This is a genomic window from Microbacterium sp. M4A5_1d (assembly GCF_053345465.1).
Window position 1 is genome coordinate 444,854 of sequence record NZ_JBKFAD010000002.1, and the last position, 20,989, is coordinate 465,842.

Sequence of the window (20,989 nt, forward strand, 5' to 3'; positions counted from 1 at the left end):
GCTCATAACGGGCTGTACATCAGGAGAGCAGATGACACTCGACGAGGCACGCGCAATGACCGAGACGGTGATGCAAACGATCGCTGATGAAGTTCCAGGCGGCACTATCGAGGATTTCTCCGCAGAATCGCCCTACCTGGCCTGCGGAGAAGGCGCATACATCTACAGCGCCCGGTGGGGGGTGACGCCAGACCGGCCCTTCGATGGTGCGGATTTCGTTCGCGACCTCCCCGACCGTCTGGGCGAAGATTTCGTCGTCGACGAGAAGGTCGTCGACATTTCGTTCCCGGCGGTCGCTCTGAACCATGCGAGCGGGATCATCCTGGATGTCATCGTCGCCGGCGTCGATGGGGCCGAGGTCGTTGACGTCTACGCGATCGCTCCATGTGCAAGAGGTGAGCTGCCGGGGTGAACCGCGGGCTTCCCGGTCCTCGCGGAAGCGGCGGGGCGTTGAGAGGGCTCAAGAATGTCGCGGCCACGGCGATCCTCATTTTGGCTGCAACGACGATGACGGGGTGCGTGATGGCAAGTGGGCCGACGATCGATGAGGTGCGTGCTGATACGGACGCGATGATGCAGCGCGTCGCGGATGAGGTTCCCGGCGGGGTTCCGGAGGTTCGGCCGTCCGACTCGCCCTATTGGAAGTGCGCCGAGAGCTCTTTCTACTACTCAACGCGCTGGACAGTTGCCCCCGAAGAAGGGTTCAACGGTCCGGCCTTTATCGAAGCGCTCCCGGCTCGTCTGGGCGACGGGTTCCGCAAGTTCGAGACGGTCGAGGTATCGGTGCCCGCCATCGCATTGAAGCACTCCAGCGGTATGCTCCTCGACGTCCAAGTGATCGATCTGGATGGCCGCACGGTCGTCTCCCTGCTGGGCGTCTCTGCGTGTGGTGAAGGGAAACCGCCGGCGGAGTAGCCGAAACCGCCTGTCGCGGCGGTTGTCCAGGTGGGACGCAATGCCTCGCATTGCTCCGACCGACAGATGACCCAGTGGGTATTGACCGGCATAACGATGGGGGGTGTGAGGGGATGCCGCCGATGAGCCTTCGCGCGACCTCACCTAGACGCGTCTTCTCGGCCATTGTTGTTCTGGTGCTGGCCGCTATGACGATGGTGGGGTGCGCGATGGCGGATCAACTGACGCTCGAGCAGGCGAAGGCTGAAACCGAGGTTGTCATGCAGCAGATCGCGGACGAGGTCCCGGGCGGCGTTGTGGAGGTCGCCACCCCTGACCCGACCCACCTCGCATGCGGCGACGAGACGTACTACGCCACTCTTCGTTGGGGCGTGACGCCGGGGCCTGAGTTTGACGGGGAGGCGTTTGTCGATGCCCTCCCCGGTCGCGTCGGCAAAGACTTCGTGGTCGCTGAGACCGTGGACATCACATCACCTGCTGTCGCTCTCGATCACGCCAGCGGCGCCCTGCTCGACGTGAAAGTTCTCGAGGTCGACGGAGGCATTGTCGTCGATCTGCTCGGTCTGACTCCCTGTGGGGTGGGGGAGCCTCCGGCGAAATGATCTCGACCTTTGCGACACGACCGGGCGGCGCAGACGCCGCTTCCGCGATGCCTCACTGGAGGCGGGCGAGAGGCGTCGCGCTTTCGGCACTCCTCACGTTGGCGGCGACGACGATGGCGGGGTGTGCGATGGCAGGACGACCGACGCTCGAAGAGGCGCGGGCCGAGACTCAGGCCGTGTTGCAACAGATTGCGGACGAGGTTCCCGATGGTGTTGTCGAGGTCCGTACCCCTGATTCGGCCTACCTGGCCTGTGACGGTGGCGGGTATTACTCGATCAACCATTGGGTCGTAACGCCGGGGCCCGAGTTCGACGGTGAAGCGTTCGTCGACGCGTTGCCCGCGCGATTGGGTGATGGCTTCGTTGTTGCCGAGGTGGTGGACATCAAGTCCCCGGCCGTGGCCCTCAACCACGTCAGCGGCGCGGTCCTCGACGTCGTGGTTCTTGAGTCGGACGGCGGTGTTGTTGTCGACCTTCTTGGACTCACGCCATGCGGCGATGGCGAGCCGCCGACCGAATGAGCAGCGAATCGATGAGGCGGTCCCGTGCAGTGTCGGTCACTGCAGTTCTGACGCTGGCGGGCATGACGATGGTGGGGTGCGCGATGGCAGGAAGACCGACGCTCGAACAGGCGCGAGCGGATACTGAGGCAGCGATGCAACGAATCGCGGACGAGATCCCCGGAGGTGTCGTCGAGGTGCGAACTCCCGACTCGGCTTACCTGGCTTGCGATGGCGGTGGGTATTACTCCATCAACCGTTGGGCGGTCACTCCACAGCCTGGTTTCGACGGCGAAGCATTCGTTGATGCGCTGCCCGGCCGCCTTGGCTCTGATTTCGTGGTCGCCGAGACGGTGGACATCAGGTCCCCAGCCGTGGCCTTTGATCACGCCAGCGGGGCTGTCCTCGACGTCAAGGTACTGGGAGTTGAAGGAGACATTGTCGTGGATCTTCTCGGTCTCGCGCCATGCGGTGATGGCGATCCTGAGGGAGTGTGATGGGGTGTCACCTGCGAACGGATTTTCTTATGACAGCCACGCGCACCTCGTCGGCCGCCCTCATCGGCGCGCTGGCAGCCGTGGCCCTGTCGGGGTGTGCAGTGGCGGAGCGACCGACGCTCGAAGACGTGCGGGCTGAGACCGAGGCTGTCATGCAGCAGATCGCGGACGAGGTTCCGGGTGGGGTTGTGGAGGTCGCCACCCCTGACCCGTCTTACGTTGCGTGCGGCGACGACACGTACTGGGCCACTCTTCATTGGGGGGTCACGCCGGGCCCCGGGTTTGACGGGGAGGCGTTCGTGGAGGCTCTTCTTAGTCGCTTAGGCGAGGACTTCGTGGTCGCTGAGACGGTGGACATCACGTCGCCCGCCGTCGCTCTGGATCACGTCAGCGGTGCCCTGCTCGACGTGATAGTTCTCGACGTCGATGGAGGCCTCGTTGTCGACCTGCTCGGTCTGACTCCCTGCGGGGTAGGACAGCCTCCGGCGAGATGATCCCCACCCTGGAAAGACCACCGTACGGCGCAAACGCCGCTTCCGAGATGCCGCCCTCGAGGCGCGCGAAAGGCGTCGCGCTTTCAGCGATACTCGCGTTGGCAGCGACGACGATCACTGGTTGTGTCATGACAGGTCGGCCGACGATCGATGAGGTGCGTGCTGATACGGACGCGATGATGCAGCGCGTCGCGGATGAGGTTCCCGGCGGGGTCCCGGAGGTCCTGCCGTCCAACTCGCCCTACCTGGAGTGCGCCGAAAACTCCTTCTACTACTCGACGCGCTGGACCGTTGCCCCCGAAGCGGGGTTCAACGGATCGGCCTTCATCGAAGCGCTCCCGGATCGTCTGGGTGACGGGTTCCGCGAGTTCGAGACGGTCGAGGTATCGGTGCCTGCCATCGCATTGAAGCACTCCAGCGGCATGATCCTCGATGTCCAGGTGATCGATCTGGACGGCCGCACGGTCGTCTCCCTGCTGGGCGTCTCTGCGTGCGGTGAAGGGGAACCGCCGGCGGAGTAGCCGAGACCGCCCGTCGCCCATGGCCACCCCGCGCCCGTCCCGCTCAGATCGCGAACCGCTCGCCGATCATCTCGAGCGAGGCATCCCACAGACGCGGTCCGTCGGTGAGGTCGCGGAACGGCGCCCAGAACTCCTGGCGACGCGGTGCACCCGCGATGACGCGACGTGGGCCGTAGAACTCGTCGCCGCGGGAATCGGGGCCGGCTGCCGCGACCAGCGCGGGCTCCGCCGCGCCCGGCACGGTGCCGGCGAGCCCCACGCGCGAGAGCGCGACGATCAGCGCCCGGCCCGGAGACGCCTTCGCCCGGCCCATCCCGGGCTGCGCCGCGAGCAGATTCGTCGGGCTGACGCCGGGGTGTGCGATGTTGCTCGACACGCCCCATCCGCCGGCGCGGCTGCGCGCGTCGAGCTCGCGGGCGAAGAGGGCGACGGCGATCTTCGACTGCCGGTACGCGGCCATGTCGTCGTAGCCGCGCCGCCAGTCGAGGTCGTCCCAGTTCAGCCCGCCCGAGCGGGCCGCGACGCTCGTCTGGTGCGTCACGCGCGCTCCGCCGGCGCGCAGCAATGGCAGCAGTCCGAGGGTGAGCGCCACGTGGCCGAGGTGGTTCACGCCCCATTGCAGCTCGAAGCCTTCCGCGGTGGGTCGCCGTGAGCCGGGGTGCATCACACCGGCGTTGTTGACGAGCAGATCGACGGGTCGGCCCGCCGCCACGAGGTCGCGCGTGAACGCGGCGACCGAGTCGAGCGAGGCGAGATCGAGCGGACGCGTCGTGACCTCGGCGCCCGGCACGGCACGGCGGATGCCGTCGAGGGCTGCCTCGGCTTTGGCGGGGGACCGTGCCGGCAGGACGACGGTCGCTCCGGCGGCCGCCAGCCGTGTCGCGATCACCCGGCCGATGCCGTCGGTCGCGCCGGTGACGACGGCGAACCGTCCATGCAGGTCGGAGAGGGGAGCGGTGCCGCGGGTCATGGTTCCTCCATCGTTCGCGCGGACCGGGCGGTCCGCTCGTCCCATGCTGATCGCGGCGCGCGGCGGCATCCAGAGCCGGCTCATCCACTGATCGTCAGGTCGCCCCTGCGCCGGCGCCGATGACGGCCAGCAGCTGCAGCTTGTCGTGACTCTCGCTCCCGGGCGCCGCGGTGTAGACGAGCAGGCGGTGCGACTGATCGGGGTCGAGGAGGGTCTGACACTGCAGCTCGAGCGCGCCGACCTCCGGATGCCGGAACCGCTTGACCTCGGGCGGAGCGATGCCGACCTGCTGGGCATCCCAGAGAGAGCGGAACTCCGCGCTGCGTTCTCTGAGCGACGCCGCCAGCGCGGCCGCGCGCGACGACGGGCCGCGCCGTGCCACGATCTCGCGCAGACCTCCCGCGTACACCCGGGAGAGGACCTGATGCTCCGCCGCGTCGTACGACTCTCGCGCCGACGGGTCGGTGAACCAGCGGTAGCCGAGGCTGCGGGCATCTCCCGTGTGCCGGGTCGCATCGCCGACGAGAGCGATGCTCAGCGGCGTCTGGCGCAGGGTCTCGCCGAGCTCTGTCACGATCTCCGCCGGAGTGTCGTGCAGCCGATCGAGGATGCGCAGCAGACCCGGGCTGACGTGATCGCTCGCGGGCCCGCGAGGGGGCGGCGCGTGTCCGGCAAGTCGGAAGAGGTGGTCGCGCTCGCCGAGCGTCAGATGCAGCCCCTGTGCGATCGCGGCGAGCATCTGCTCCGACGGGCGGGGCCCGTTGCCGCGCTCGAGACGGGCGTAGTAGTCCGTCGACATGTTGCAGAGGGCGGCGACCTCCTCGCGGCGCAGCCCCGGAGTCCGGCGGCGCTCGCCCCGCTGCAGCCCGACATCCGAGGGCTGCAGCGCCTCTCGCCGCATCCTCAGGAATGCGGCGAGCGTGTCTCGATCGATCATGTGTCCTTCGCCTTCCCGGTCACGCGGTGCGGCCTCTGTTCTACCGGTCGGGGGGCCTCGCAGCCAGGACCTGCTGCTCCACCCCTCGCCGCCCGTCGGCGGTGCTGCGTACGCCTTCGCTCAGGTGGTGCTCGCCGTCACCGACTGATCGCGGATCTCCTCCTCGGGAATGACATCCGCTGGCGCGGCTACATCGCAGTGGCGATGTGCCGAGGCTGAGAGATCGAGACGATCGGTGGGTGCCACGGTCGAGAAACATGACAGCAGCAGGTCCGGAGCGGAAGAGCCGCCGTCGTCGGCGGCGTCTGGTCGGCGCGACCGTCGCGGTGGGTGCGCTCGCGGCGGTGACAGTCGTCGGCGTCTTCGCACTCGACGTCTACGGCCCCCGGTTCGGCGTCTACCTGGTTCCTCCGTCGGTGCAGAAGTACGCGGAGATCGCCGTCGAGCGGCTCGACCGCGGCTATCACACCGACAGCGCCGAGTGGCCGCCGGTTCGCGCCGCGCTCCTCGAGGCCGCGGCGCATGCTTCAACGTACGCCGAGCTGTATCCCGCTCTCGGGGAGGCGGTCGCGGTCGCCGGCGGGCCGCACTCGCGCTTCATCCCCTCGGGCGAGGAGCGATCCGCCGAGGCGACCGCGTCCGTGCCGGCGCCGACGGTGAGTTCCGAGGGCGGCATCACCACGGTCGTGCTGCCGGAGATGCTCTCCACGGATGCGGACGACCAGGACGCGTACGCGATCACCGTCGCAGACGGGATCGACCGGGCTGCGGCGGGCACGTGCGGTTGGATCGTGGACCTTCGCGGCAACGTCGGCGGCAACATGTATCCGATGCTCTCGGGGGTGACGGCGCTGCTTCCTGACGGGCCGGCGCTGTCGTTCCGCGACCGGCACGGCAGTGACGCCCTCGTGACGGTGCGGCCGAACGGGGTGGCACTGGGCGAGAACGTCTTCGTGGACGTCGGCGACCGAGCGAAGGCGACCGGAGTGCCCGTCGCGGTGCTGCAGGACGACAGAACGGCATCGAGCGGCGAGGCCGTGCTCGCATCCTTCCGCGGAGTCGACGGTGTCCGCACGTTCGGCACGCCCAGCGCGGGATACACGTCGGCGAATGCGAGCACGACGCTCTACGACGGGGCCACGCTCGTGCTCACGGAGAGTGCTTACGTCGACCGGACCGGTCGCAACCACGACGAGCGAAGCATCGACCCGGACCAGCCGGCGACGGCATCCGCGTCAGAGGACGAGGCGCGCGCCTGGCTTCGCGAGGAGGGATGCGGTGGATGATCCGCGCCTTTCGCTGACGCTCATCGGCGCTGGCGCTGGCTCACCGGAAGCCACAGCATCGTCTGCTCGTGGATGATGAACCCGCCGGGAGGAGTGTCCGGCTCGTCAGCCTCCATCGCTCCGCCGCGTGAGCGGAGTTCGTCGATCGCGGCGCTGCGCCGCCTGACCAACTCGGCCACATCCGTGCGCCCGTCGAGATCGCGCATCAGCTCGGCCGTCATCCGATCGCGCTCGACGGCGATCTCGGCTGCCACGTCCAAGTGCGCCAACTCGACCCCGTTGTCGATGTCTGTGGTCATCGAGCCACCGCGTGCCCTCATGAGCCGGACGACGATCGCTGCGATCGCTGCGAGCACAGCGCCCAGAAGATAGAGCATCCGGATGCCCCCGTCGGTTACCACCCAGGCCACGGCCGCGGCGGCGATCACGAGGACTGCGAGCAACGTGCTCTGCAGAGCGACCGGTCGCCCGAGCGGTCGGCCACCGGCAGCCGCCACGGCCGTCAGAGCCCCGATCCCCACGACGACGCTGACGATCCCGCCGGGAACCACCGTGTTCTCGACTCCGAGGCGGATGCCGTTGAGCATGCCGATCGGCAGCACCGAGAGCAGCAGCAAGACGAACACGACGCGCAGGATCACTCCGCTGTGCGGGTCACGTGCGCCGAAGCGCTCACGAAGATGTGCTGTGACGCTGCGCCGTGCGGCGTTGCTGGCCGCGGCACCCTCGTGCCAGAGCCGGTCGACCAGGTCGCCCAGGCCCGCCGAGCGCAGAACCGCGGCGTCGACGTCCGCCCGAGTGAGGCGCTGGTGGGGCCGTGCGCCGAAGTCCAGGCCGGCCAGGCCGTTGGGAGACGAATCGGGACGAGATTCAGGCATCTGCCACCTCGATGCTCGCGAGCAGCTCTTCGGCCAATGGCATCGCGAGAGCCGATGCAGCAGGCGGGAGGGGCGACATCTGCGCGACGGCGAGCCTCCCGCCGAGCGCGAAGATGTACATCGCCCGGACGGTCTGGATGACGCGTGGTGCGCCCTCGTTGGGTCCATCGTCGATGACAATCGTCAACCGCCAGGCAGGCATCCCATGGAGCTCGAAGGGAACCGCCACGGGCTCCCACGCCGAGGGGGTGGCGGCCAGAGCGATTCGAACCGCGTCGGACTCGTGCGTGACGGCGGGCAGTCCCGGGACCAGCAGGGTGAGCGCGGCGTAGAGGCCGGCATCGGGTTCGCACAGCAGCAGGACGGAGCCGGACTGGGCAGCCTCGCGAGTGAGGACGGCCAGCTCGGCCGCCGTGAGGATGTCGCGGATGACCGACTCGTCGCGCCCCTCGCACAGATCGTTGAGCCATGGCAGAGCATGCTCGCGATCAGGTACAGCCGACCAGATCCTGCTGTCGGCCGACAGCGACAGCTCAGGCACGTCGTTCCCAACGCACGGTCGAGACGATCGCATGACTCAAGGCCGTCATAGCGGAGATCCCCTCCTCGTCGACTGCAGCTGAATCTGCCGCCGCCAGCATCTCCGCACGCAGGAGCAGACCGTGCGCCGGCTGGTCGGGGACGGGTAGCAGGTAATTCAGGGCGGTCGTGGATATCTGACCGTTCGTCACCGTCACGTTCTCGTTACTACGCCAATGCAGGATTCCGGCGATGTCTCCGAGCGGGGCGGCCCCGCGAGCTGCGATCAGCTGTGCGCCGACCTCCATGATGGACCGGCCGAGCGGCGCGTCCATCCGTGACGCGGTGATCGATAGCGGCAGATAGTCATCGGGAGTGACGTCGACCTGCGCGAACACGCGGATGACGTTCCCCTTGGCCGCAGACGACGTCATGGTCTCGAACAGCTCCTCGAGCTGCGGCGCCAGCACGGCTCGCTGCGCCCCCGGGAGGGCCCGCAGTGAGCGCGTGGCCCGCTCGCGCAGCTCTTCCCCACTGGGCGCGAATGAGCCCCACCCGCCCGGGAGCACCAATGCGAAGCCCGGAACCTGTGGCGACGCGCCGACAAGTTCGGCTCGGAGCGACATCTATGACCTTTCTGGCGGAGGTACGCGGTCGAGCCTATCGAGCCTGCGGGGCCGGGCCCGCCAGCACCGACTTGGCATTCTGTCCGAGGCCGGCGAATTGCTGGATAGCCTGCATCGAGCCCCAGAAGCCCTCGGCAAGGGTCGACGGCATCGTCCCCGGCGCGAAACCCCCGAGATTGCGGAGGCTGTTACCCCAGTTGCCGGTCCACTCGATGGTCTGCCACGCCGCCTTCGGACCGAGAAACAGCCGGAACATGTTGCGGGTGTTCATGCCGTGGTTTGCGAATGCATCCGGCAAACGGGTGCGAAACAGGAGGTCGTCGATCTGTGCGAAGCCGGCGCGGGCATCGATGAACTCCGAGAACGTGAGGCGCATCGTCCGGGTGAACCGAGAGACGTCTCCGGCCGCATCGAACAGGGTCGTCACTTTCGCGAGCTTCCCGAACGGGAGGACCCCGAAGATCGCGAGCCCCACTTCACCCCACGAGCCGCGCCCGGTGTGCAGCCGCGCAAGCTCGCCGAGGAGCGAGATCACGCCGATGATGGCCGCCGCTGCTGCCGCGATCGCCGCCAACGGTCCCGTGACGACCAGTGCGACGACGAAGAGGATGACGCCGACGATCGCCAGGACGAACAGCATCCCCTCGATGAATGGCATGGCGTTGTCCCAGAACCCGTCGGAGACGCCGTCCTCGTTCACGCGCTCCAGACGATCGACGGCGCGGTCATACGCCGCTTCCCACGACTCGACGGGTGCGTCGTAACGCGACCAGTAGCTCTCGAAAGTATCGAGCGCGTTGTCGAAGGCAGCCTGCTCGCCTGCCGTGGACGGGCGCGGACCGAGTTGCTCGACGTCGTTGCGCTCGTCGCGTTCGTAGTCGCGAACCTCGCCTTCGGCGCTCTCCAGCGACCGCGAGGCGGCGTTGACCTCCGCCCATGCCGCGGCGGCGTTGTCGACCAGCGTGTCCGTGCTGGACTTCACCTCTTCAAGGGCGTCCGCGTACCACACGAGCGCCTGGCCGCTGGGCCGATAACGGGACGCGGCGGTGGAGAGATCCGCATGCACCTCTTTGGCTTGATCACGGATCGACGTGAAGGAGTCGCCGCGGCCAACCGTGCCGTCTGCGAACAGCTCGAGCGTGCGAGCGGCCGACGCCATCTTGTCGCCGAGCTCCTGGATCGCTTCGCCGCGTGTCTTGATGCTTCCCGGGGCGCCTGCGATTTTCTCGAGTCGGCGGCCTCCGGGAGTCGCCGGCATCGATTCGGACTGGTAGCGGTAGTCGTCGTGGCTCATCATTCGCTCGATTCCAGGGACGCCGCGAGCTCGAGGTCGACCTCAGCCCATGCCTCGCGGCTGTCGTCGATTCGCTTCTTCATCTCTTCCAGGTGACGACGCTGCGTCTCCCGCTTGTCGTTCCATTCGGACTCGAAGGCGCTGGCCGCCGCGGCGAGCGTGCCGTCCCCCCGCGGCCGGTCGATCGCCTGTTCGAGAAGGTTCGTCTCGGACCCGGCGTCCGCGTACTCGGCGATGATCAGCGCGAGTGCCGTGCTGAGCTCTTCCATCGATGCAAGCGGAATCTCTACCCCGTCGCCTGCCATGTCGTCCCCCTGTTGTCCGTGAACATCGTCCTGCGCGCCGCCTAGCGTATGCGTGGTCGTGGCTTCGGTGCCATGGGGAGTTCTCCCCATGACTCCGGCGATGCCGCGCGGGGAGGAGACTGATGGCATGGTCCGTCAGCTCAGCGCGCGTCGTCTCGCCGTCGCGGTCGCTCTCGCCTCGCTCGCGGGGTACCTCGACGGCTGCGGCTTCATCCTGCTGGGCGGCTACTTCGTCTCGTTCATGACCGGCAACACCACCCGCCTGGCGGTCGACCTCGCGCACGTCGATTGGTCGGCCGCGGGCCTCGCGGCTGCGCTCATCACAGCGTTCGTCATGGGCGTCATGGCGGGCACCGCGCTCACCTCGCCGGCATCCGACCGCACCGTGCACATCCTCGGCGTCATCACCGCCTCCGCGGCGCTCGCGGCCGCGCTGGCTCCCACGACCGCGCCCGCCGCCGCCGGGTCGCTGCTGGCGTTCGGGATGGGGGCGGCCAACACCGTGCTGGCGCAACGACAGGATGTCGCGTTCGGGGTCACCTACATGACTGGAGCGCTGGTCAAGGTCGGCCAGGGCGTCGTGCGGGCGCTGCGCGGCGGGGACCGCTGGGGCTGGTCCCGTCACCTGCTCATGTGGGCGGCCGTCGCCGCGGGGGCGGTGGCGGGAGGCCTCGCCTCGTCGCTTCTCGCGTCGAGCGCGCTGTGGATCGCCACGGGTGCTGCCGGCGTGCTCACGGCGGCTGCGGCCGTGTTCCGGATGCGGCGCGGTCGGGCGCGGACCCCATAATGCTTCGCCCGCTCGGGCACCAGCCCTTTCCGCCGGATCCGCGCCGCCCCTAGCGTTGAGGCATGGCGCGCGACGACGAACAGCCGGAGGACCTCTACACCGCCCCGATCACCCTCCCGGGTGCGGCAGGCGCCGACGGCGAAGACACTGATCTCGAAGTTCCCGAGATCAGCTACGACGAACAGCGCTACCCGGCACGCCCGCGGCGACTGCGGCCGCGCGACCAGTTCCGCGGCGGCAGCGTCCGCCGCAACATGACCGACCCGCGGACCGCGAACGGAAGCAACCCCTCGTACGTCGAGTGGCTCGTGCGGCAGTCGATGCTCAAGGATGCCGACGTGCTGGCGCGTCAGCTGTCGGGGCAGCCCGCCATGTGGCGGAATCCGTACGCCCGCCCCGACGCACGGCGCGCGATCTCGACGACGGACGTGTGGTTCACCGCCTATCCGATCTCGCTCATCACCCGCCCGGGGCAGTCGTTCCTCGCCGCCCTCGGCGACGACGCGCTGTGGTCGGTGTTCGAGCGCATCGGCATCACCGCGATCCACACGGGCCCGGTGAAGCGGGCCGGCGGTATCACCGACTGGCGAGAGACGCCCAGCGTCGACGGTCACTTCGACCGCATCAGCACGTCGATCGATCCCACATTCGGCACCGAGGAGGAGTTCCGGACCCTCTGCGACGTCGCCGACGCGCACGGCGGCAGCGTGATCGACGACATCGTGCCGGGTCACACCGGCAAGGGTGCGGACTTCCGCCTAGCCGAGATGGGCTTCAAGGACTACCCCGGGATCTACCACATGGTCGAGATCCCGCCGGAGGACTGGCACCTGCTGCCCGACGTCCCCGAGGGATACGACAGCGTCAACCTCGACCCCGCGAACGAGCACGAGCTCGCCGAACGCGGTTACATCATCGGAGCGATGCAGCGGGTCATCTTCTACACCCCGGGGGTGAAGGAGACGAACTGGAGCGCCACGGCGCCCGTCATCGGCCCCGACGGCGCGACCCGGCGCTGGGTCTACCTGCACTACTTCAAGCAGGGTCAGCCGTCGATCAACTGGCTCGACCCGACCTTCGCCGGCATGCGGCTGGTCATCGGCGACGCGCTCCACTCGCTCGGAGAGCTCGGCACCAGCGCGCTGCGCCTCGACGCCAACGGCTTCCTCGGTGTCGAGAAGAGCGCGGAGGGCCTTCCCGCCTGGTCGGAGGGGCACCCCCTCTCGCACGCGGCGAACCACATCATCGCGGGCATGGTCCGCAAGGTCGGCGGCTTCACCTTCCAGGAGCTGAACCTGACGATCGAGGACATCCGCGACACCGGAGCGGTGGGCGCCGATCTCTCGTACGACTTCATCGGACGCCCGGGCTACCACCACGCCCTGGCGACCGGTCAGACGGAGTTCCTCCGTCTCGCGCTGACCTCGTCGCTCGAGCTCGGCGTCGCGCCGGTGCAGCTCGTGCACGGCATGCAGAACCACGACGAGCTCACCTACGAGCTCGTGCACTGGGCGACGCGGCACGGCGACGACGAGTACCGCTTCCGCGGACGCGACATCACGGGCGGCGAGCTCGCGGAGGAGATCCGCGCAGACCTCACCGAGCACCTCACGGGCACGGCCGACTACAACCGCGTGTTCACGCAGAACGGCATCGCGTGCACGACGACGTCGCTCATCGCGGCATCCCGCGGCATCGCGCGCCTCGACGACATCACCGACGCCGACGTTCCCGGCATCCGCGACGCCCACCTGCTGCTGTGCGCGTACAACGCCTGGCAGCCCGGGGTCTTCGCCCTGTCGGGCTGGGATCTCGTCGGCATGCTGACGGTGCCCGCCGACGAGGTCGCCGACCTGCTGGGCGCGGGGGACACCCGCTGGATCGAACGGGGCGCGCACGACCTGCTCGACGCCGACCCGACCGCCACGCGCTCGGCATCGGGGATGCCGCGCGGCCGCGCCCTCTACGGAGCGCTGCCCGCGCAGCTCGACGATCCGGACTCGTTCGCGTCGCGGCTGTCGGGCATCCTCGACCTGCGCCGCGAGCACGGCATCGCGACCGCGTCACAGGTCGACATCCCCGAGGTCGCCCATGCCGGGATGCTCGTGCTCGTGCACCGGCTCGACGAGGGCGATCCTTACGCGGACGCCGCGATGCAGGTGACGGTGCTGAACTTCTCGCCCGAGCCGACGGAGGGCACCGTGCGCTCCGAGCAGCTTGTACCCCGCAGCGAGGTCTACGACGCCGCGTCGGGCGAGACCATCGGGCGCGTCGACGACCTGCAGAGCTTCAGCGTCTCGCTGCCCGGCTACGGCGCGAAGTTCCTGGTGCTCCGCGCTCCCGAGCCCGTCGAGGACTGAGTCCGCGATACATCCGTCGGATCGGTGGTGCCGGTGTCGCCTCGGCGGGCCGTTCGGTAGACACGGGCACCGTCGGACCGACGAACGTATCGGCGCATCCGCCGGGGGGCGGCGCCGCAGCCCGGCTCAGGCCAGGGCGGCGTCGATCCCGGCCAGCGGCACGGGTAGCCAGTCCGGTCGGTTCCGCGCCTCGTAGATGGACTCGTACACAGCCTTGTCGAGCACGAGAGCGCGCAGCAGCACCGGGTCGAGGTCGATCGCGCCGGGTGCGGCGCCATAGGCCTCGATGAAGGCTGCGCGGCAGGCCGACGCCCATCCGATCGGGTCGGGGCCGTCGCCGACCGCGCCGGCGTAGTCGAACGACCGCAGCATCCCGGCGACATCTCGCGGCGGCAGATCAGGGATGGCGCGCTCGGCCATGGGCCGCAGCGGCTCGCCCTCGAAATCGACGATGCGCCAGCCCCCGGCCGGAACTGCCAGCACCTGCCCGAGGTGGAGGTCGCCGTGGATGCGCTGGAGCCGCGGCCACGGGCGTGCGAGAGCCGCGTCGTACACGGCTCCGATCGCGTCCACGCGATCGGCCACGGCCGGAACCTCGTTGGCGGCGATCGACAGCCGTCGGCGCCATGCGGCTCCGGTCGCCGTAACCTGCTCCGCCGCGGCCTCCGTCGAATCGAGGGCTGCGCCGAGCGCGCCGTGCACGCCGGCGACCGCGATGCCGAGATCACGGGCCGCGTCGGTGAAATCGCGATCCTCGCGGGCGGCCTCGAGAGCTACGGCCCAGCCGTCGCGGACGCCGCGGAGGAACTCCTGGGCGAACCCGAGCGTGCCGCGAGCTGCGCCCGAGTCGCGCCCGATGTCGGGCCATTCGGCGTCGAGGCTCCCGAAGAAACGCGGGACGAAGGGCGAGCCGGCGTCGCTCAGCACACGCTGCACGGTCACGTCGGGGTTCTCGCCGTGGTGGAGGGTCCGGAAGAGCTTGAGGATGATCGTCGGCTCGCCGTCGACGTCGTAGACGATCGAGGTGTTCGACTGCTCGCCCGTCAGCACGCGGGAGTCGGTCACGCGCGAGACGTCCACGCCCATCTCGGCCAGCGTCCCGATGGTGAACCCGGTGTGCTTCGCGGCGTCGACGAGGTAGTCGTCGCCGTCACGGGCGACCACGTCGTCGCCGTCCGCCGGAGCCGACACGCGGGCGAGCGGCACGTTGTAGAGCGTCGGCAGTGCGCCGGCGTCGTCCATGAGGAGGTAGCGCGTCGCCCCGCCGGGGGCGGGTTGCGCGTCGAGGATGCGGAATCGCGGTTCGTGACTCTTGCCGGCATACCACCGCTGTCGCGCCGCCCAGGCGCCGAGCTCGTCTGTCAATCGCACGGTCCCACACTGTCGGTTCGGAATCTCCGGGCAAAAGGGCTGGACGCGCGCGGGGGAGAGGCGTAATGCTCTGTTCCAACGCCGGCCCGCACATTCGCAGCGACGCGACCGATAGTGACCGGTGGAGCGGGGCACCCGAGAACCCCGCCCGCGGAGAGAGTATGTCCCTGCATGGCACGGTGAGCACGCGGATGCGGCGCGCCCGCCGCATCCGCGTCATGGTCGGTCTCGGGTTGATCGCCGTGATCGCGACCCTCGTCTTCGTTCAGGTGGCCACGGGGTGGCATCTGCGGCAGTTGCGGGTTCTCGCCTTCGCCGGGATCGTGGTGGTCGTCCTGCTCGCCGCGTTCGTCGCCGTGACGTTCGCGAACGGACGCCGCACGTCCGCACGCGCGGACGACGCCGACGGGATGCCGCACCCGCGTCTCGACGTCTAGGGGCGCGCCCCGGTCCCGAGGCCGGCCGGATCATCGATGAGGGGCGCGGGGCGGTTCGTCGCCGCATCGACGATGGGCGCGCGCATCACGGTGGCCGCGGCAATGGCCATGAGCACGGCGCCGAGAGCGTAGGGCGCCGCGTGTGCGACGACGGCGTAGAGCACGCCCGCGAGGATCGGGGCGATCGTGCCCATCGCCGCGGTGAGCGACTGGGTGACTCCGCCGAGCCAGCCCTGCTCGTGCGGACCGACCGCGTTCGACATGACACCGTCGAGCGCGGCCTGCGATGCCCCTTGCCCGGCGGCGAGCGCGAGGGCGCCGAGGACGAAGAGCCAGGGCTGCGCGATGAGTGAGGCGACGACGGCGAGGGCGACGAGCCCGGCTGCCTGGGCGGCGATGCCGGCGACGATGACGCCGCGTTCACCCATCCGGGGCAGCAGGAAGCCGAGAAGGACGCCCTGGACGACGATGTCGATCACACCGACGACGGCGATCAAGAGCCCGATGGCCGTCGGACCCCATCTGATCGAGTCGAGCGCGAGCACGCTGAAATTGTTGACGAAGAAGCCGAAGGGGAGGGCGAGGAGCGCGAACGCGATGAGCAGTCCGCGGAGCTCCGGGCGGACGAAGGCGCGGCGGAACACCGCGAACGGGTTGAGGTCCGATGCCGCGATCGCGGGGATGCGATTTCTGCGTTCGAGGCTCTCGGGCAGGAGGAAGACGCTGAGGGTCGCGATGAGGAACGAGATCCCGGCGGTCACGAAGACGGGCAGGGCGAGGTCGACCGCAGCGAGAAGACCGCCCAGGGCGGGGCCGACCATGGTGCCGATCCCGGAGAGGGCGCCCAGGAGGCCGAATCGCTGCGCGCGCTTCTCGGGTGGGGTGATGTCGGCGAGGTAGGCGAACAGCGCGGGCAGGTCTCCGGCCGTCGCCCCCTGGATGACGCGCGCGAGCAGCAGAACCCAGATCGCGCCGCCGATGCCGAAGAGAAGCATGCTCACCGCGGCCCCGAACGACGCGACGATGATCACCGGGCGGCGACCGAACCGATCGGACAGGCGACCGAGGAAGGGGGCCGCGATGAAGGCGCACAGCCCGTTGACGGCTTCGAGCGCGCCCACCCAGAGCGCGAGGTCTCCCTCGCCGGAGACGTAGCGCAGCACGACGAACGGGAGCACGGGGAGGACGACGGTCATGCCTGCCGTCGTGAGCGTCGTGAGCAGGATGAGCATCACCCATCGGCGGTCGGCGCCGGCGGGCTGCGGGCGCGAGAAAACTGAAGTCATACCGAAACTGTATCGATACCAGGTTTGGTGTCAATACAGTTTTTCGTGCTCGCCGCCTAGGATCGACCTCATGAACGACACTGCGCCGCCGGGACGCCGCGAGCGCAAGAAGGCGGCCACGCGCAAACGGATCTCGGACGTCGCGACGATGATGTTCCTCGAGCGGGGTTTCGACGACGTCAGCATCCGTGAGATCGCCGACGCGGCCGATGTCTCTCCGACGACCGTCTTCGCGCACTTCAGTCAGAAGGAGGCGCTGGTCTTCGACGAAGACGACGAACAGCGCGAGCGCCTCGTCGCGGCCGTCCGGGACCGCCCCCCGGGAACGTCGATCTCCCGATCGATCCGTGACTACTACGCCCGTGAGATCCGCGCCGGGGCCGCCGAGCACGGCGATGACGTGGCGCGCGTGTTCATGGACTTCCTCAACGCCACGCCCGCGCTGCGCGATTACGCCGCGCGCATGTGGCTGCGCCACGAGGAGGCGCTCGCCGAGGCGGTCGCCGCAGAGCTCGGCGAGGCGCAGCCCGACCCCTACATCCGTGCGTTCGCGCGGTTCGTGCTCCAGATCCAGACGATGGTGAACGAGAGCGACGATCCCGAGGCGACGCTCGATGCCGGGTTCGCTGTGCTCGAGAACGGCTGGGCGGGTTTCGAACGGCGAGGTGAGGGGCGGTGAGCCGTCGCAAGTCGCTCGTGAACACCGTCGCCGACGATCTGCTCGACCGGATCATCGGGGGACGCTTCGCCCCGGGCGATGCCCTGCCGACCGAGGCGGAGATCGGCGACGAGTTCGACGTCAGCCGCGTGACCGTGCGCGAAGCGCTCCGCACCCTGTCGGCGCGGGGCATCGTGCGGGTGGTGTCGGGGGTGGGGTCCCGCGTGGCTCCGGTCGAAGAGTGGAGCTCGGTGTCCGACGCTCTCCGGTTTCGGGCCGCACACGGTGATGACGCCCTGGTGGCGGAACAGCTCATCTCGACGCGCCGGATCATCGAATGCGAGGCAGCGGCTCTCGCTGCGCCGCTCATCGACGGCGCCGCCCTGGCGGAGTGCGCGGCGTGCATCGACGAGATGGTCGCGGGAGCGACCGCGGCCGATGTCGATCGCTTCGTGGACGCCGATCTGCGCTTCCACGCCGTGATCCTCCGCGCCTCGGGCAACCTGTTCCTCGCCGTGCTGCTCGCGCCCCTGACCGAAGTGCTCGCCGAGCGCCGGACGCAGACATCGCGGGCGCCGGAGATCCAGCAGCACGCGATCGCCGAGCATCGCGGAGTCCTCGAGGCGTTGCGGACGGGCGACCCGGATGCCGCGAGGGCGGCGATGGACCAGCACCTGCAGCAGACGCTCGACGACTTCCGCCGCTACGTCGCAGGGTGAGCGCGCCTCACTCCGATTCCGGTTCGTCGTCGTCCACCGGCACCTCGTGACGCTGCTCCCACACGTCGGCGGCGTCGGCCTCCGTGCTCGGCGCGGGAATCTCGGGGGCCGCGCTGTCGTCGGCCGTGGCCGGCAGCTGCTGTTCCTCGGCGTCGGCGACAGGAACCTCGGTGCCGTGCTTTCGCTCGATGTCGGGCATGTCTGACTCCTCACGTTCGTGGTACCGGGTGACCAGTGATGCCAGCGTGCGATCCGCGAGGGGGTTGGCGCAAGCCCCGGGGCGATCTCGTCTCCGATGTTGACGGCGATGCCCGGCTGCTGCATGCTGTCATACAGCTGACAGCAGCCGTCATCGGCTGACCTCACTCGACGACGAGGAGAACACGTGGCCCCCACGGTGCCCCTGCCCGATCTGCCGGCCGTCTCGCGCCCCGACCTCGATCTCCTGGCGGAGCGCATGGCCGACGGTCGTCGTGTGTTCGTCGTCCTCGACGACGATCCGACCGGGACGCAGTCGGTCGCCGACCTGCCGGTGCTCGGCGCGTGGGACGTGGCCGATTTCGCGTGGGCGTTCTCGTCCGGCGCTCCCGCGGTGTACGTCCTGACCAACTCGCGCAGCCTCGCGCCGGCGGAGGCCGAGCGCATCAACCGTGAGGTCGTGCGGGCGGCACTCGCGGCCGCGGAGACAGCGCGCGTGCGCGTCGACTTCGTCAGCCGCAGCGATTCGACGCTCCGCGGGCATTTCCCGCTCGAGCCCGACACCATCGCCGACGAGATCGGTCGCTCCGGGGCGCTCGCTCCGACGAACGTCGTCGTCGTGCCCGCCTTCCCGGATGCTGGTCGCGTGACGGTCCGCGGCGTCCACGGCATCCTGTCGGACGAGGGCTTCACTCCCATCGGCGAGACGGAGTTCGCCCGCGACTCGACCTTCGGCTTCCGTGCATCGCGGCTGGCGGACTGGGTGGCGGAGAAGACGGGCGGCGCCATCCCGGCTGCGGACGTCGTCGAGGTCACGGTCGATGACCTCCGCGCGGGGACGGCAGCCGTGGCGGCGGTGCTGCGCGCCGCCCCGGCGGGGGCTCCCATCGTGGCCGATGCGGTCGTGGAGGAGGACCTCGTCGAGCTGGCGCTCGGTCTCGAGGCGGTGGAGGCCGAAGGCCGATCGTTCGTCTACCGGGTGGGACCGCCCTTCGTCCGAGCCCGCATCGGCCAGCGCCGCCGGCCGCCCGTCGACGCCGCCGAACTGAGCGTCGACCATGCGACCCGCGGGGGACTGGTCGTCGTCGGCTCGCACGTCGGTCTCACCAGCCGCCAGCTCGCCGACCTCGTGCGTCGCCGCCCGCTCGAGGCGGTCGTGGAGCTCGACGTCCCGCGACTGCTCGATCCCTCCGAACGGCGAGCCGAACTCGACCGCGCCTGCGCGACCATCGCCACCGCGCTGCTGCGCGGCGATGTCGTGCTGCACACCAGCCGCACGCTCGTCCGCACCGACGACCCCGACGAGAGCCTCGACATCTCCCGTCAGGTCTCGGAAGCCGTCGTCGAGCTCGTCCGAACTGTCGTCGCACGGGTCACGCCCCGTTTCGTGATCGCGAAGGGCGGCATCACCTCGAGCGACGTCGCCACGCGCGGGCTCGAGATCCGGCGCGCGCGGGTCCGCGGTTCGCTCTTCCCCGGCATCGTGTCCGTCTGGGAAGCAGCCGACGGGCCGGCATCCGGAATCCCCTACATCGTGTTCGCCGGCAACGTCGGCGACGACGGGTCGCTCACCGCCGCTGTCGAGCGGCTCTCGCTGACGCTCGCGCATTCCGCCTGAGACGAAGGAGCACGGTCGAAATGAACGACAACACCACGGTTGCGGTACTGGGGCTCGGCGCTATGGGCCTGCCGATGGCCGCCCGCCTGGCGGAGACTTTCCGTGTCCGCGGCTTCGACATCGCCCCCACCCGGCTCGCACTGGCCGCTGAAGCGAACGTGACCCCGGCTGCTTCCGCCGCGGAGGCTGCGGCGGGTGCGCAGGTCGTCCTGGTGGCGGTGCGCGACTCCGCTCAGCTCGCGGATGTCCTGTTCGGGGATGCCCGCATCGTCGACGCCCTCGCCGAGGGAGCGGTCGTCGTTCTCACGAGCACCGTCGGAACCGACGGGGTCGCCGACGTCGCGGCCTCGCTCGCGCAGCGGGGCATCGGCCTCGTCGACGCCCCGCTGAGCGGTGGCCCGGTCCGGGCGCGAGAGGGCGATCTGCTGATCGTCGTCGGGGCCGACCCCCGAGCCCTCGCGGTCGCGAGGCCCGTCCTGGAGGCGCTCGCGTCGACGCTCACCATCGTGGGCGAGCGCGCCGGCGACGGTCAGGCGCTGAAGACCGTCAACCAGCTGCTGTGCGGTGTGCACATCGCTGCAGCCGCCGAGGCGCTCGCGCTCGCCGACCGCCTGGGGCTCGACCTCGAACGCACACTCGAGGCGCTGCAGGTCGGGGCCGCCGCGTCGTTCATGCTCGGAAACCGCGGCCCGCGCATGCTGCAGGCCTGGGACGACGAGGGCGCCGAGGTGCTCAGTCGCCTCGACATCTTCGTCAAGGACATGGGCATCGTCGGCGCCGCCGCGCGGCGGGCGGGACTCCCGGCGCCGCTCGCCGCTGCGGCCGAGCAGAGCTACCTCCTCGCACAGGCTCAGGGCCTCGGTGAGGCGGACGATTCCGCCGTGATCCGGCTCTCCGCCCCTGCGCGCCGCGGCTGAGGCCGATCTTGCGGATTTCTTGAGGTTGCTCGGTGTGCGCGTTGCGTATTCCTTGCGGTCGATCGCCGAACATTGAAGAACACCCGGTCACGGGGACGTTGCCCGAACGACGTCCCCGGGCCGGGTTCTCTCGTTGAGTGCTTTTCGCGGAACGCGCAAGTGCCTCGGCTTCTGGGGCCCGTCGGCCTAGCGTCGAGGAATGAGCGATCAGAGCATCCCCACACCCGACGAGCCGACCTTCCCCGCCCCCGCCGAGCCGACCGTTCCCGTTCCCGCCGAGCCGACGGCGCCGGC

At 69.5% G+C, this 20,989-nt stretch carries 25 protein-coding genes; 15 read left to right on the plus strand and 10 right to left on the minus strand.

The features are described 5' to 3' along the window. The first annotated feature begins 31 nt into the window (after window positions 1-31). The 7 genes from ACLBWJ_RS10355 to ACLBWJ_RS10385 all read left to right on the plus strand — a co-directional run bounded on the left by ACLBWJ_RS10355 (window position 32) and on the right by ACLBWJ_RS10385 (window position 3,529). Window positions 32-412, plus strand: coding sequence for a hypothetical protein (locus ACLBWJ_RS10355; RefSeq protein WP_274179305.1), 381 nt, complete (start codon window positions 32-34; stop codon window positions 410-412). A gap of 38 nt (window positions 413-450) precedes the next feature. Next, on the plus strand, window positions 451-915 hold the full coding sequence (locus ACLBWJ_RS10360) for a hypothetical protein (RefSeq protein WP_282501627.1): 465 nt from the start codon (window positions 451-453) through the stop codon (window positions 913-915). 122 nt (window positions 916-1,037) lie between these two features. Continuing rightward, window positions 1,038-1,517: a hypothetical protein gene (locus ACLBWJ_RS10365; protein WP_447660257.1), complete on the plus strand. Its 480-nt coding sequence runs from the start codon at window positions 1,038-1,040 to the stop codon at window positions 1,515-1,517. 128 nt (window positions 1,518-1,645) lie between these two features. After that, the gene (locus ACLBWJ_RS10370; protein ID WP_447660258.1) at window positions 1,646-2,038 is read left to right on the plus strand and encodes a hypothetical protein; all 393 of its coding nucleotides are present in this window, start codon (window positions 1,646-1,648) and stop codon (window positions 2,036-2,038) included. 29 nt (window positions 2,039-2,067) lie between these two features. Then, a complete protein-coding gene (locus tag ACLBWJ_RS10375; RefSeq protein ID WP_447660259.1) occupies window positions 2,068-2,514 on the plus strand; it encodes a hypothetical protein in 447 nt (148 codons plus the stop codon). A 29-nt stretch (window positions 2,515-2,543) separates the two neighbouring features. Further along, window positions 2,544-3,008, plus strand: coding sequence for a hypothetical protein (locus tag ACLBWJ_RS10380; protein WP_282501622.1), 465 nt, complete (start codon window positions 2,544-2,546; stop codon window positions 3,006-3,008). Continuing rightward, a complete protein-coding gene (locus ACLBWJ_RS10385) occupies window positions 3,005-3,529 on the plus strand; it encodes a hypothetical protein (RefSeq protein ID WP_274179299.1) in 525 nt (174 codons plus the stop codon). The genes ACLBWJ_RS10380 and ACLBWJ_RS10385 overlap by 4 nt, the downstream gene beginning before the upstream one ends. Window positions 3,530-3,572: 43 nt before the next feature. Here the strand turns inward: ACLBWJ_RS10385 and ACLBWJ_RS10390 are convergent, their stop codons facing one another. Continuing rightward, window positions 3,573-4,499, minus strand: coding sequence for an SDR family oxidoreductase (locus ACLBWJ_RS10390; RefSeq protein WP_274179298.1), 927 nt, complete (start codon window positions 4,497-4,499; stop codon window positions 3,573-3,575). Window positions 4,500-4,593: 94 nt separating this feature from the next. Beyond that, window positions 4,594-5,436 carry a helix-turn-helix transcriptional regulator gene (locus ACLBWJ_RS10395; protein ID WP_447660260.1) on the minus strand — a complete coding sequence of 281 codons (843 nt, stop codon included), beginning with the start codon at window positions 5,434-5,436 and terminating at the stop codon, window positions 4,594-4,596. A 257-nt stretch (window positions 5,437-5,693) separates the two neighbouring features. On the opposite strand from ACLBWJ_RS10395, the gene ACLBWJ_RS10400 reads away from it, so the two are divergent. Continuing rightward, window positions 5,694-6,722, plus strand: coding sequence for a S41 family peptidase (locus tag ACLBWJ_RS10400; protein WP_274179296.1), 1,029 nt, complete (start codon window positions 5,694-5,696; stop codon window positions 6,720-6,722). A 20-nt stretch (window positions 6,723-6,742) separates the two neighbouring features. Here the strand turns inward: ACLBWJ_RS10400 and ACLBWJ_RS10405 are convergent, their stop codons facing one another. The 5 genes from ACLBWJ_RS10405 to ACLBWJ_RS10425 form a co-directional block, all read right to left on the minus strand. Beyond that, a complete protein-coding gene (locus ACLBWJ_RS10405) occupies window positions 6,743-7,600 on the minus strand; it encodes a hypothetical protein (protein ID WP_274179295.1) in 858 nt (285 codons plus the stop codon). Further along, complete coding sequence (locus ACLBWJ_RS10410) at window positions 7,593-8,141, minus strand: hypothetical protein (protein WP_274179294.1); 549 nt, start codon at window positions 8,139-8,141, stop codon at window positions 7,593-7,595. The genes ACLBWJ_RS10405 and ACLBWJ_RS10410 overlap by 8 nt, the downstream gene beginning before the upstream one ends. After that, window positions 8,134-8,745, minus strand: coding sequence for a hypothetical protein (locus ACLBWJ_RS10415; protein ID WP_274179293.1), 612 nt, complete (start codon window positions 8,743-8,745; stop codon window positions 8,134-8,136). The genes ACLBWJ_RS10410 and ACLBWJ_RS10415 overlap by 8 nt, the downstream gene beginning before the upstream one ends. Window positions 8,746-8,779: 34 nt before the next feature. Continuing rightward, window positions 8,780-9,904: a hypothetical protein gene (locus tag ACLBWJ_RS10420; protein WP_447660261.1), complete on the minus strand. Its 1,125-nt coding sequence runs from the start codon at window positions 9,902-9,904 to the stop codon at window positions 8,780-8,782. A 134-nt stretch (window positions 9,905-10,038) separates the two neighbouring features. After that, entirely contained in the window at window positions 10,039-10,344 is a 306-nt protein-coding gene (locus ACLBWJ_RS10425; protein WP_274179291.1) for a hypothetical protein, read from the minus strand. A 127-nt stretch (window positions 10,345-10,471) separates the two neighbouring features. Between ACLBWJ_RS10425 and ACLBWJ_RS10430 the strand changes: the two genes are divergently transcribed. After that, on the plus strand, window positions 10,472-11,131 hold the full coding sequence (locus tag ACLBWJ_RS10430) for a YoaK family protein (protein ID WP_274179290.1): 660 nt from the start codon (window positions 10,472-10,474) through the stop codon (window positions 11,129-11,131). Window positions 11,132-11,193: 62 nt separating this feature from the next. Beyond that, the gene (gene treS / locus ACLBWJ_RS10435) at window positions 11,194-13,491 is read left to right on the plus strand and encodes a maltose alpha-D-glucosyltransferase (protein ID WP_274179289.1); all 2,298 of its coding nucleotides are present in this window, start codon (window positions 11,194-11,196) and stop codon (window positions 13,489-13,491) included. A 126-nt stretch (window positions 13,492-13,617) separates the two neighbouring features. Here the strand turns inward: treS and ACLBWJ_RS10440 are convergent, their stop codons facing one another. Further along, complete coding sequence (locus ACLBWJ_RS10440) at window positions 13,618-14,862, minus strand: maltokinase N-terminal cap-like domain-containing protein (protein WP_282501613.1); 1,245 nt, start codon at window positions 14,860-14,862, stop codon at window positions 13,618-13,620. Window positions 14,863-15,023: 161 nt separating this feature from the next. Here ACLBWJ_RS10440 and ACLBWJ_RS10445 point away from each other — a divergent pair, with 161 nt between their 5' ends. After that, window positions 15,024-15,299 (plus strand): hypothetical protein, encoded by a 276-nt coding sequence (locus ACLBWJ_RS10445; RefSeq protein ID WP_282501612.1) that lies wholly within the window; start codon window positions 15,024-15,026, stop codon window positions 15,297-15,299. On the opposite strand, the gene ACLBWJ_RS10450 is transcribed toward ACLBWJ_RS10445, so the two are convergent. Then, window positions 15,296-16,585 (minus strand): MFS transporter, encoded by a 1,290-nt coding sequence (locus ACLBWJ_RS10450; RefSeq protein ID WP_282501610.1) that lies wholly within the window; start codon window positions 16,583-16,585, stop codon window positions 15,296-15,298. The two genes, ACLBWJ_RS10445 and ACLBWJ_RS10450, sit on opposite strands and share 4 nt — an antisense overlap. 70 nt (window positions 16,586-16,655) lie before the next feature. Between ACLBWJ_RS10450 and ACLBWJ_RS10455 the strand changes: the two genes are divergently transcribed. Further along, window positions 16,656-17,264: a TetR/AcrR family transcriptional regulator gene (locus ACLBWJ_RS10455; protein ID WP_282501608.1), complete on the plus strand. Its 609-nt coding sequence runs from the start codon at window positions 16,656-16,658 to the stop codon at window positions 17,262-17,264. Then, on the plus strand, window positions 17,261-17,962 hold the full coding sequence (locus ACLBWJ_RS10460) for a FadR/GntR family transcriptional regulator (protein WP_447660262.1): 702 nt from the start codon (window positions 17,261-17,263) through the stop codon (window positions 17,960-17,962). Before ACLBWJ_RS10455 ends, ACLBWJ_RS10460 begins: the two co-directional genes overlap by 4 nt. Before the next feature lie 7 nt (window positions 17,963-17,969). On the opposite strand, the gene ACLBWJ_RS10465 is transcribed toward ACLBWJ_RS10460, so the two are convergent. Then, window positions 17,970-18,161 carry a hypothetical protein gene (locus tag ACLBWJ_RS10465; RefSeq protein WP_274179284.1) on the minus strand — a complete coding sequence of 64 codons (192 nt, stop codon included), beginning with the start codon at window positions 18,159-18,161 and terminating at the stop codon, window positions 17,970-17,972. Between the two features lie 186 nt (window positions 18,162-18,347). Here ACLBWJ_RS10465 and ACLBWJ_RS10470 point away from each other — a divergent pair, with 186 nt between their 5' ends. Then, window positions 18,348-19,778: a four-carbon acid sugar kinase family protein gene (locus ACLBWJ_RS10470; protein ID WP_274179283.1), complete on the plus strand. Its 1,431-nt coding sequence runs from the start codon at window positions 18,348-18,350 to the stop codon at window positions 19,776-19,778. Window positions 19,779-19,798: 20 nt separating this feature from the next. After that, window positions 19,799-20,695 carry an NAD(P)-dependent oxidoreductase gene (locus tag ACLBWJ_RS10475; protein ID WP_274179282.1) on the plus strand — a complete coding sequence of 299 codons (897 nt, stop codon included), beginning with the start codon at window positions 19,799-19,801 and terminating at the stop codon, window positions 20,693-20,695. Window positions 20,696-20,989: the final 294 nt, after the last annotated feature.

Bases quoted from the DNA above. Each gene is read 5' to 3' on its own strand.
- ACLBWJ_RS10445 (WP_282501612.1), top strand. From the start codon at position 15,024: ATGTCCCTGCATGGCACGGTGAGCACGCGGATGCGGCGCGCCCGCCGC.
- ACLBWJ_RS10355 (WP_274179305.1), top strand. From the start codon at position 32: ATGACACTCGACGAGGCACGCGCAATGACCGAGACGGTGATGCAAACG.
- ACLBWJ_RS10465 (WP_274179284.1), bottom strand. From the start codon at position 18,161: ATGCCCGACATCGAGCGAAAGCACGGCACCGAGGTTCCTGTCGCCGAC.
- ACLBWJ_RS10450 (WP_282501610.1), bottom strand. From the start codon at position 16,585: ATGACTTCAGTTTTCTCGCGCCCGCAGCCCGCCGGCGCCGACCGCCGA.
- treS (WP_274179289.1), top strand. From the start codon at position 11,194: ATGGCGCGCGACGACGAACAGCCGGAGGACCTCTACACCGCCCCGATC.
- ACLBWJ_RS10405 (WP_274179295.1), bottom strand. From the start codon at position 7,600: ATGCCTGAATCTCGTCCCGATTCGTCTCCCAACGGCCTGGCCGGCCTG.
- ACLBWJ_RS10365 (WP_447660257.1), top strand. From the start codon at position 1,038: ATGAGCCTTCGCGCGACCTCACCTAGACGCGTCTTCTCGGCCATTGTT.
- ACLBWJ_RS10390 (WP_274179298.1), bottom strand. From the start codon at position 4,499: ATGACCCGCGGCACCGCTCCCCTCTCCGACCTGCATGGACGGTTCGCC.
- ACLBWJ_RS10425 (WP_274179291.1), bottom strand. From the start codon at position 10,344: ATGGCAGGCGACGGGGTAGAGATTCCGCTTGCATCGATGGAAGAGCTC.
- ACLBWJ_RS10420 (WP_447660261.1), bottom strand. From the start codon at position 9,904: ATGGCGTCGGCCGCTCGCACGCTCGAGCTGTTCGCAGACGGCACGGTT.
- ACLBWJ_RS10475 (WP_274179282.1), top strand. From the start codon at position 19,799: ATGAACGACAACACCACGGTTGCGGTACTGGGGCTCGGCGCTATGGGC.
- ACLBWJ_RS10370 (WP_447660258.1), top strand. From the start codon at position 1,646: ATGGCAGGACGACCGACGCTCGAAGAGGCGCGGGCCGAGACTCAGGCC.
- ACLBWJ_RS10415 (WP_274179293.1), bottom strand. From the start codon at position 8,745: ATGTCGCTCCGAGCCGAACTTGTCGGCGCGTCGCCACAGGTTCCGGGC.
- ACLBWJ_RS10395 (WP_447660260.1), bottom strand. From the start codon at position 5,436: ATGATCGATCGAGACACGCTCGCCGCATTCCTGAGGATGCGGCGAGAG.
- ACLBWJ_RS10430 (WP_274179290.1), top strand. From the start codon at position 10,472: ATGGTCCGTCAGCTCAGCGCGCGTCGTCTCGCCGTCGCGGTCGCTCTC.
- ACLBWJ_RS10380 (WP_282501622.1), top strand. From the start codon at position 2,544: ATGACAGCCACGCGCACCTCGTCGGCCGCCCTCATCGGCGCGCTGGCA.
- ACLBWJ_RS10400 (WP_274179296.1), top strand. From the start codon at position 5,694: ATGACAGCAGCAGGTCCGGAGCGGAAGAGCCGCCGTCGTCGGCGGCGT.
- ACLBWJ_RS10455 (WP_282501608.1), top strand. From the start codon at position 16,656: ATGAACGACACTGCGCCGCCGGGACGCCGCGAGCGCAAGAAGGCGGCC.
- ACLBWJ_RS10385 (WP_274179299.1), top strand. From the start codon at position 3,005: ATGATCCCCACCCTGGAAAGACCACCGTACGGCGCAAACGCCGCTTCC.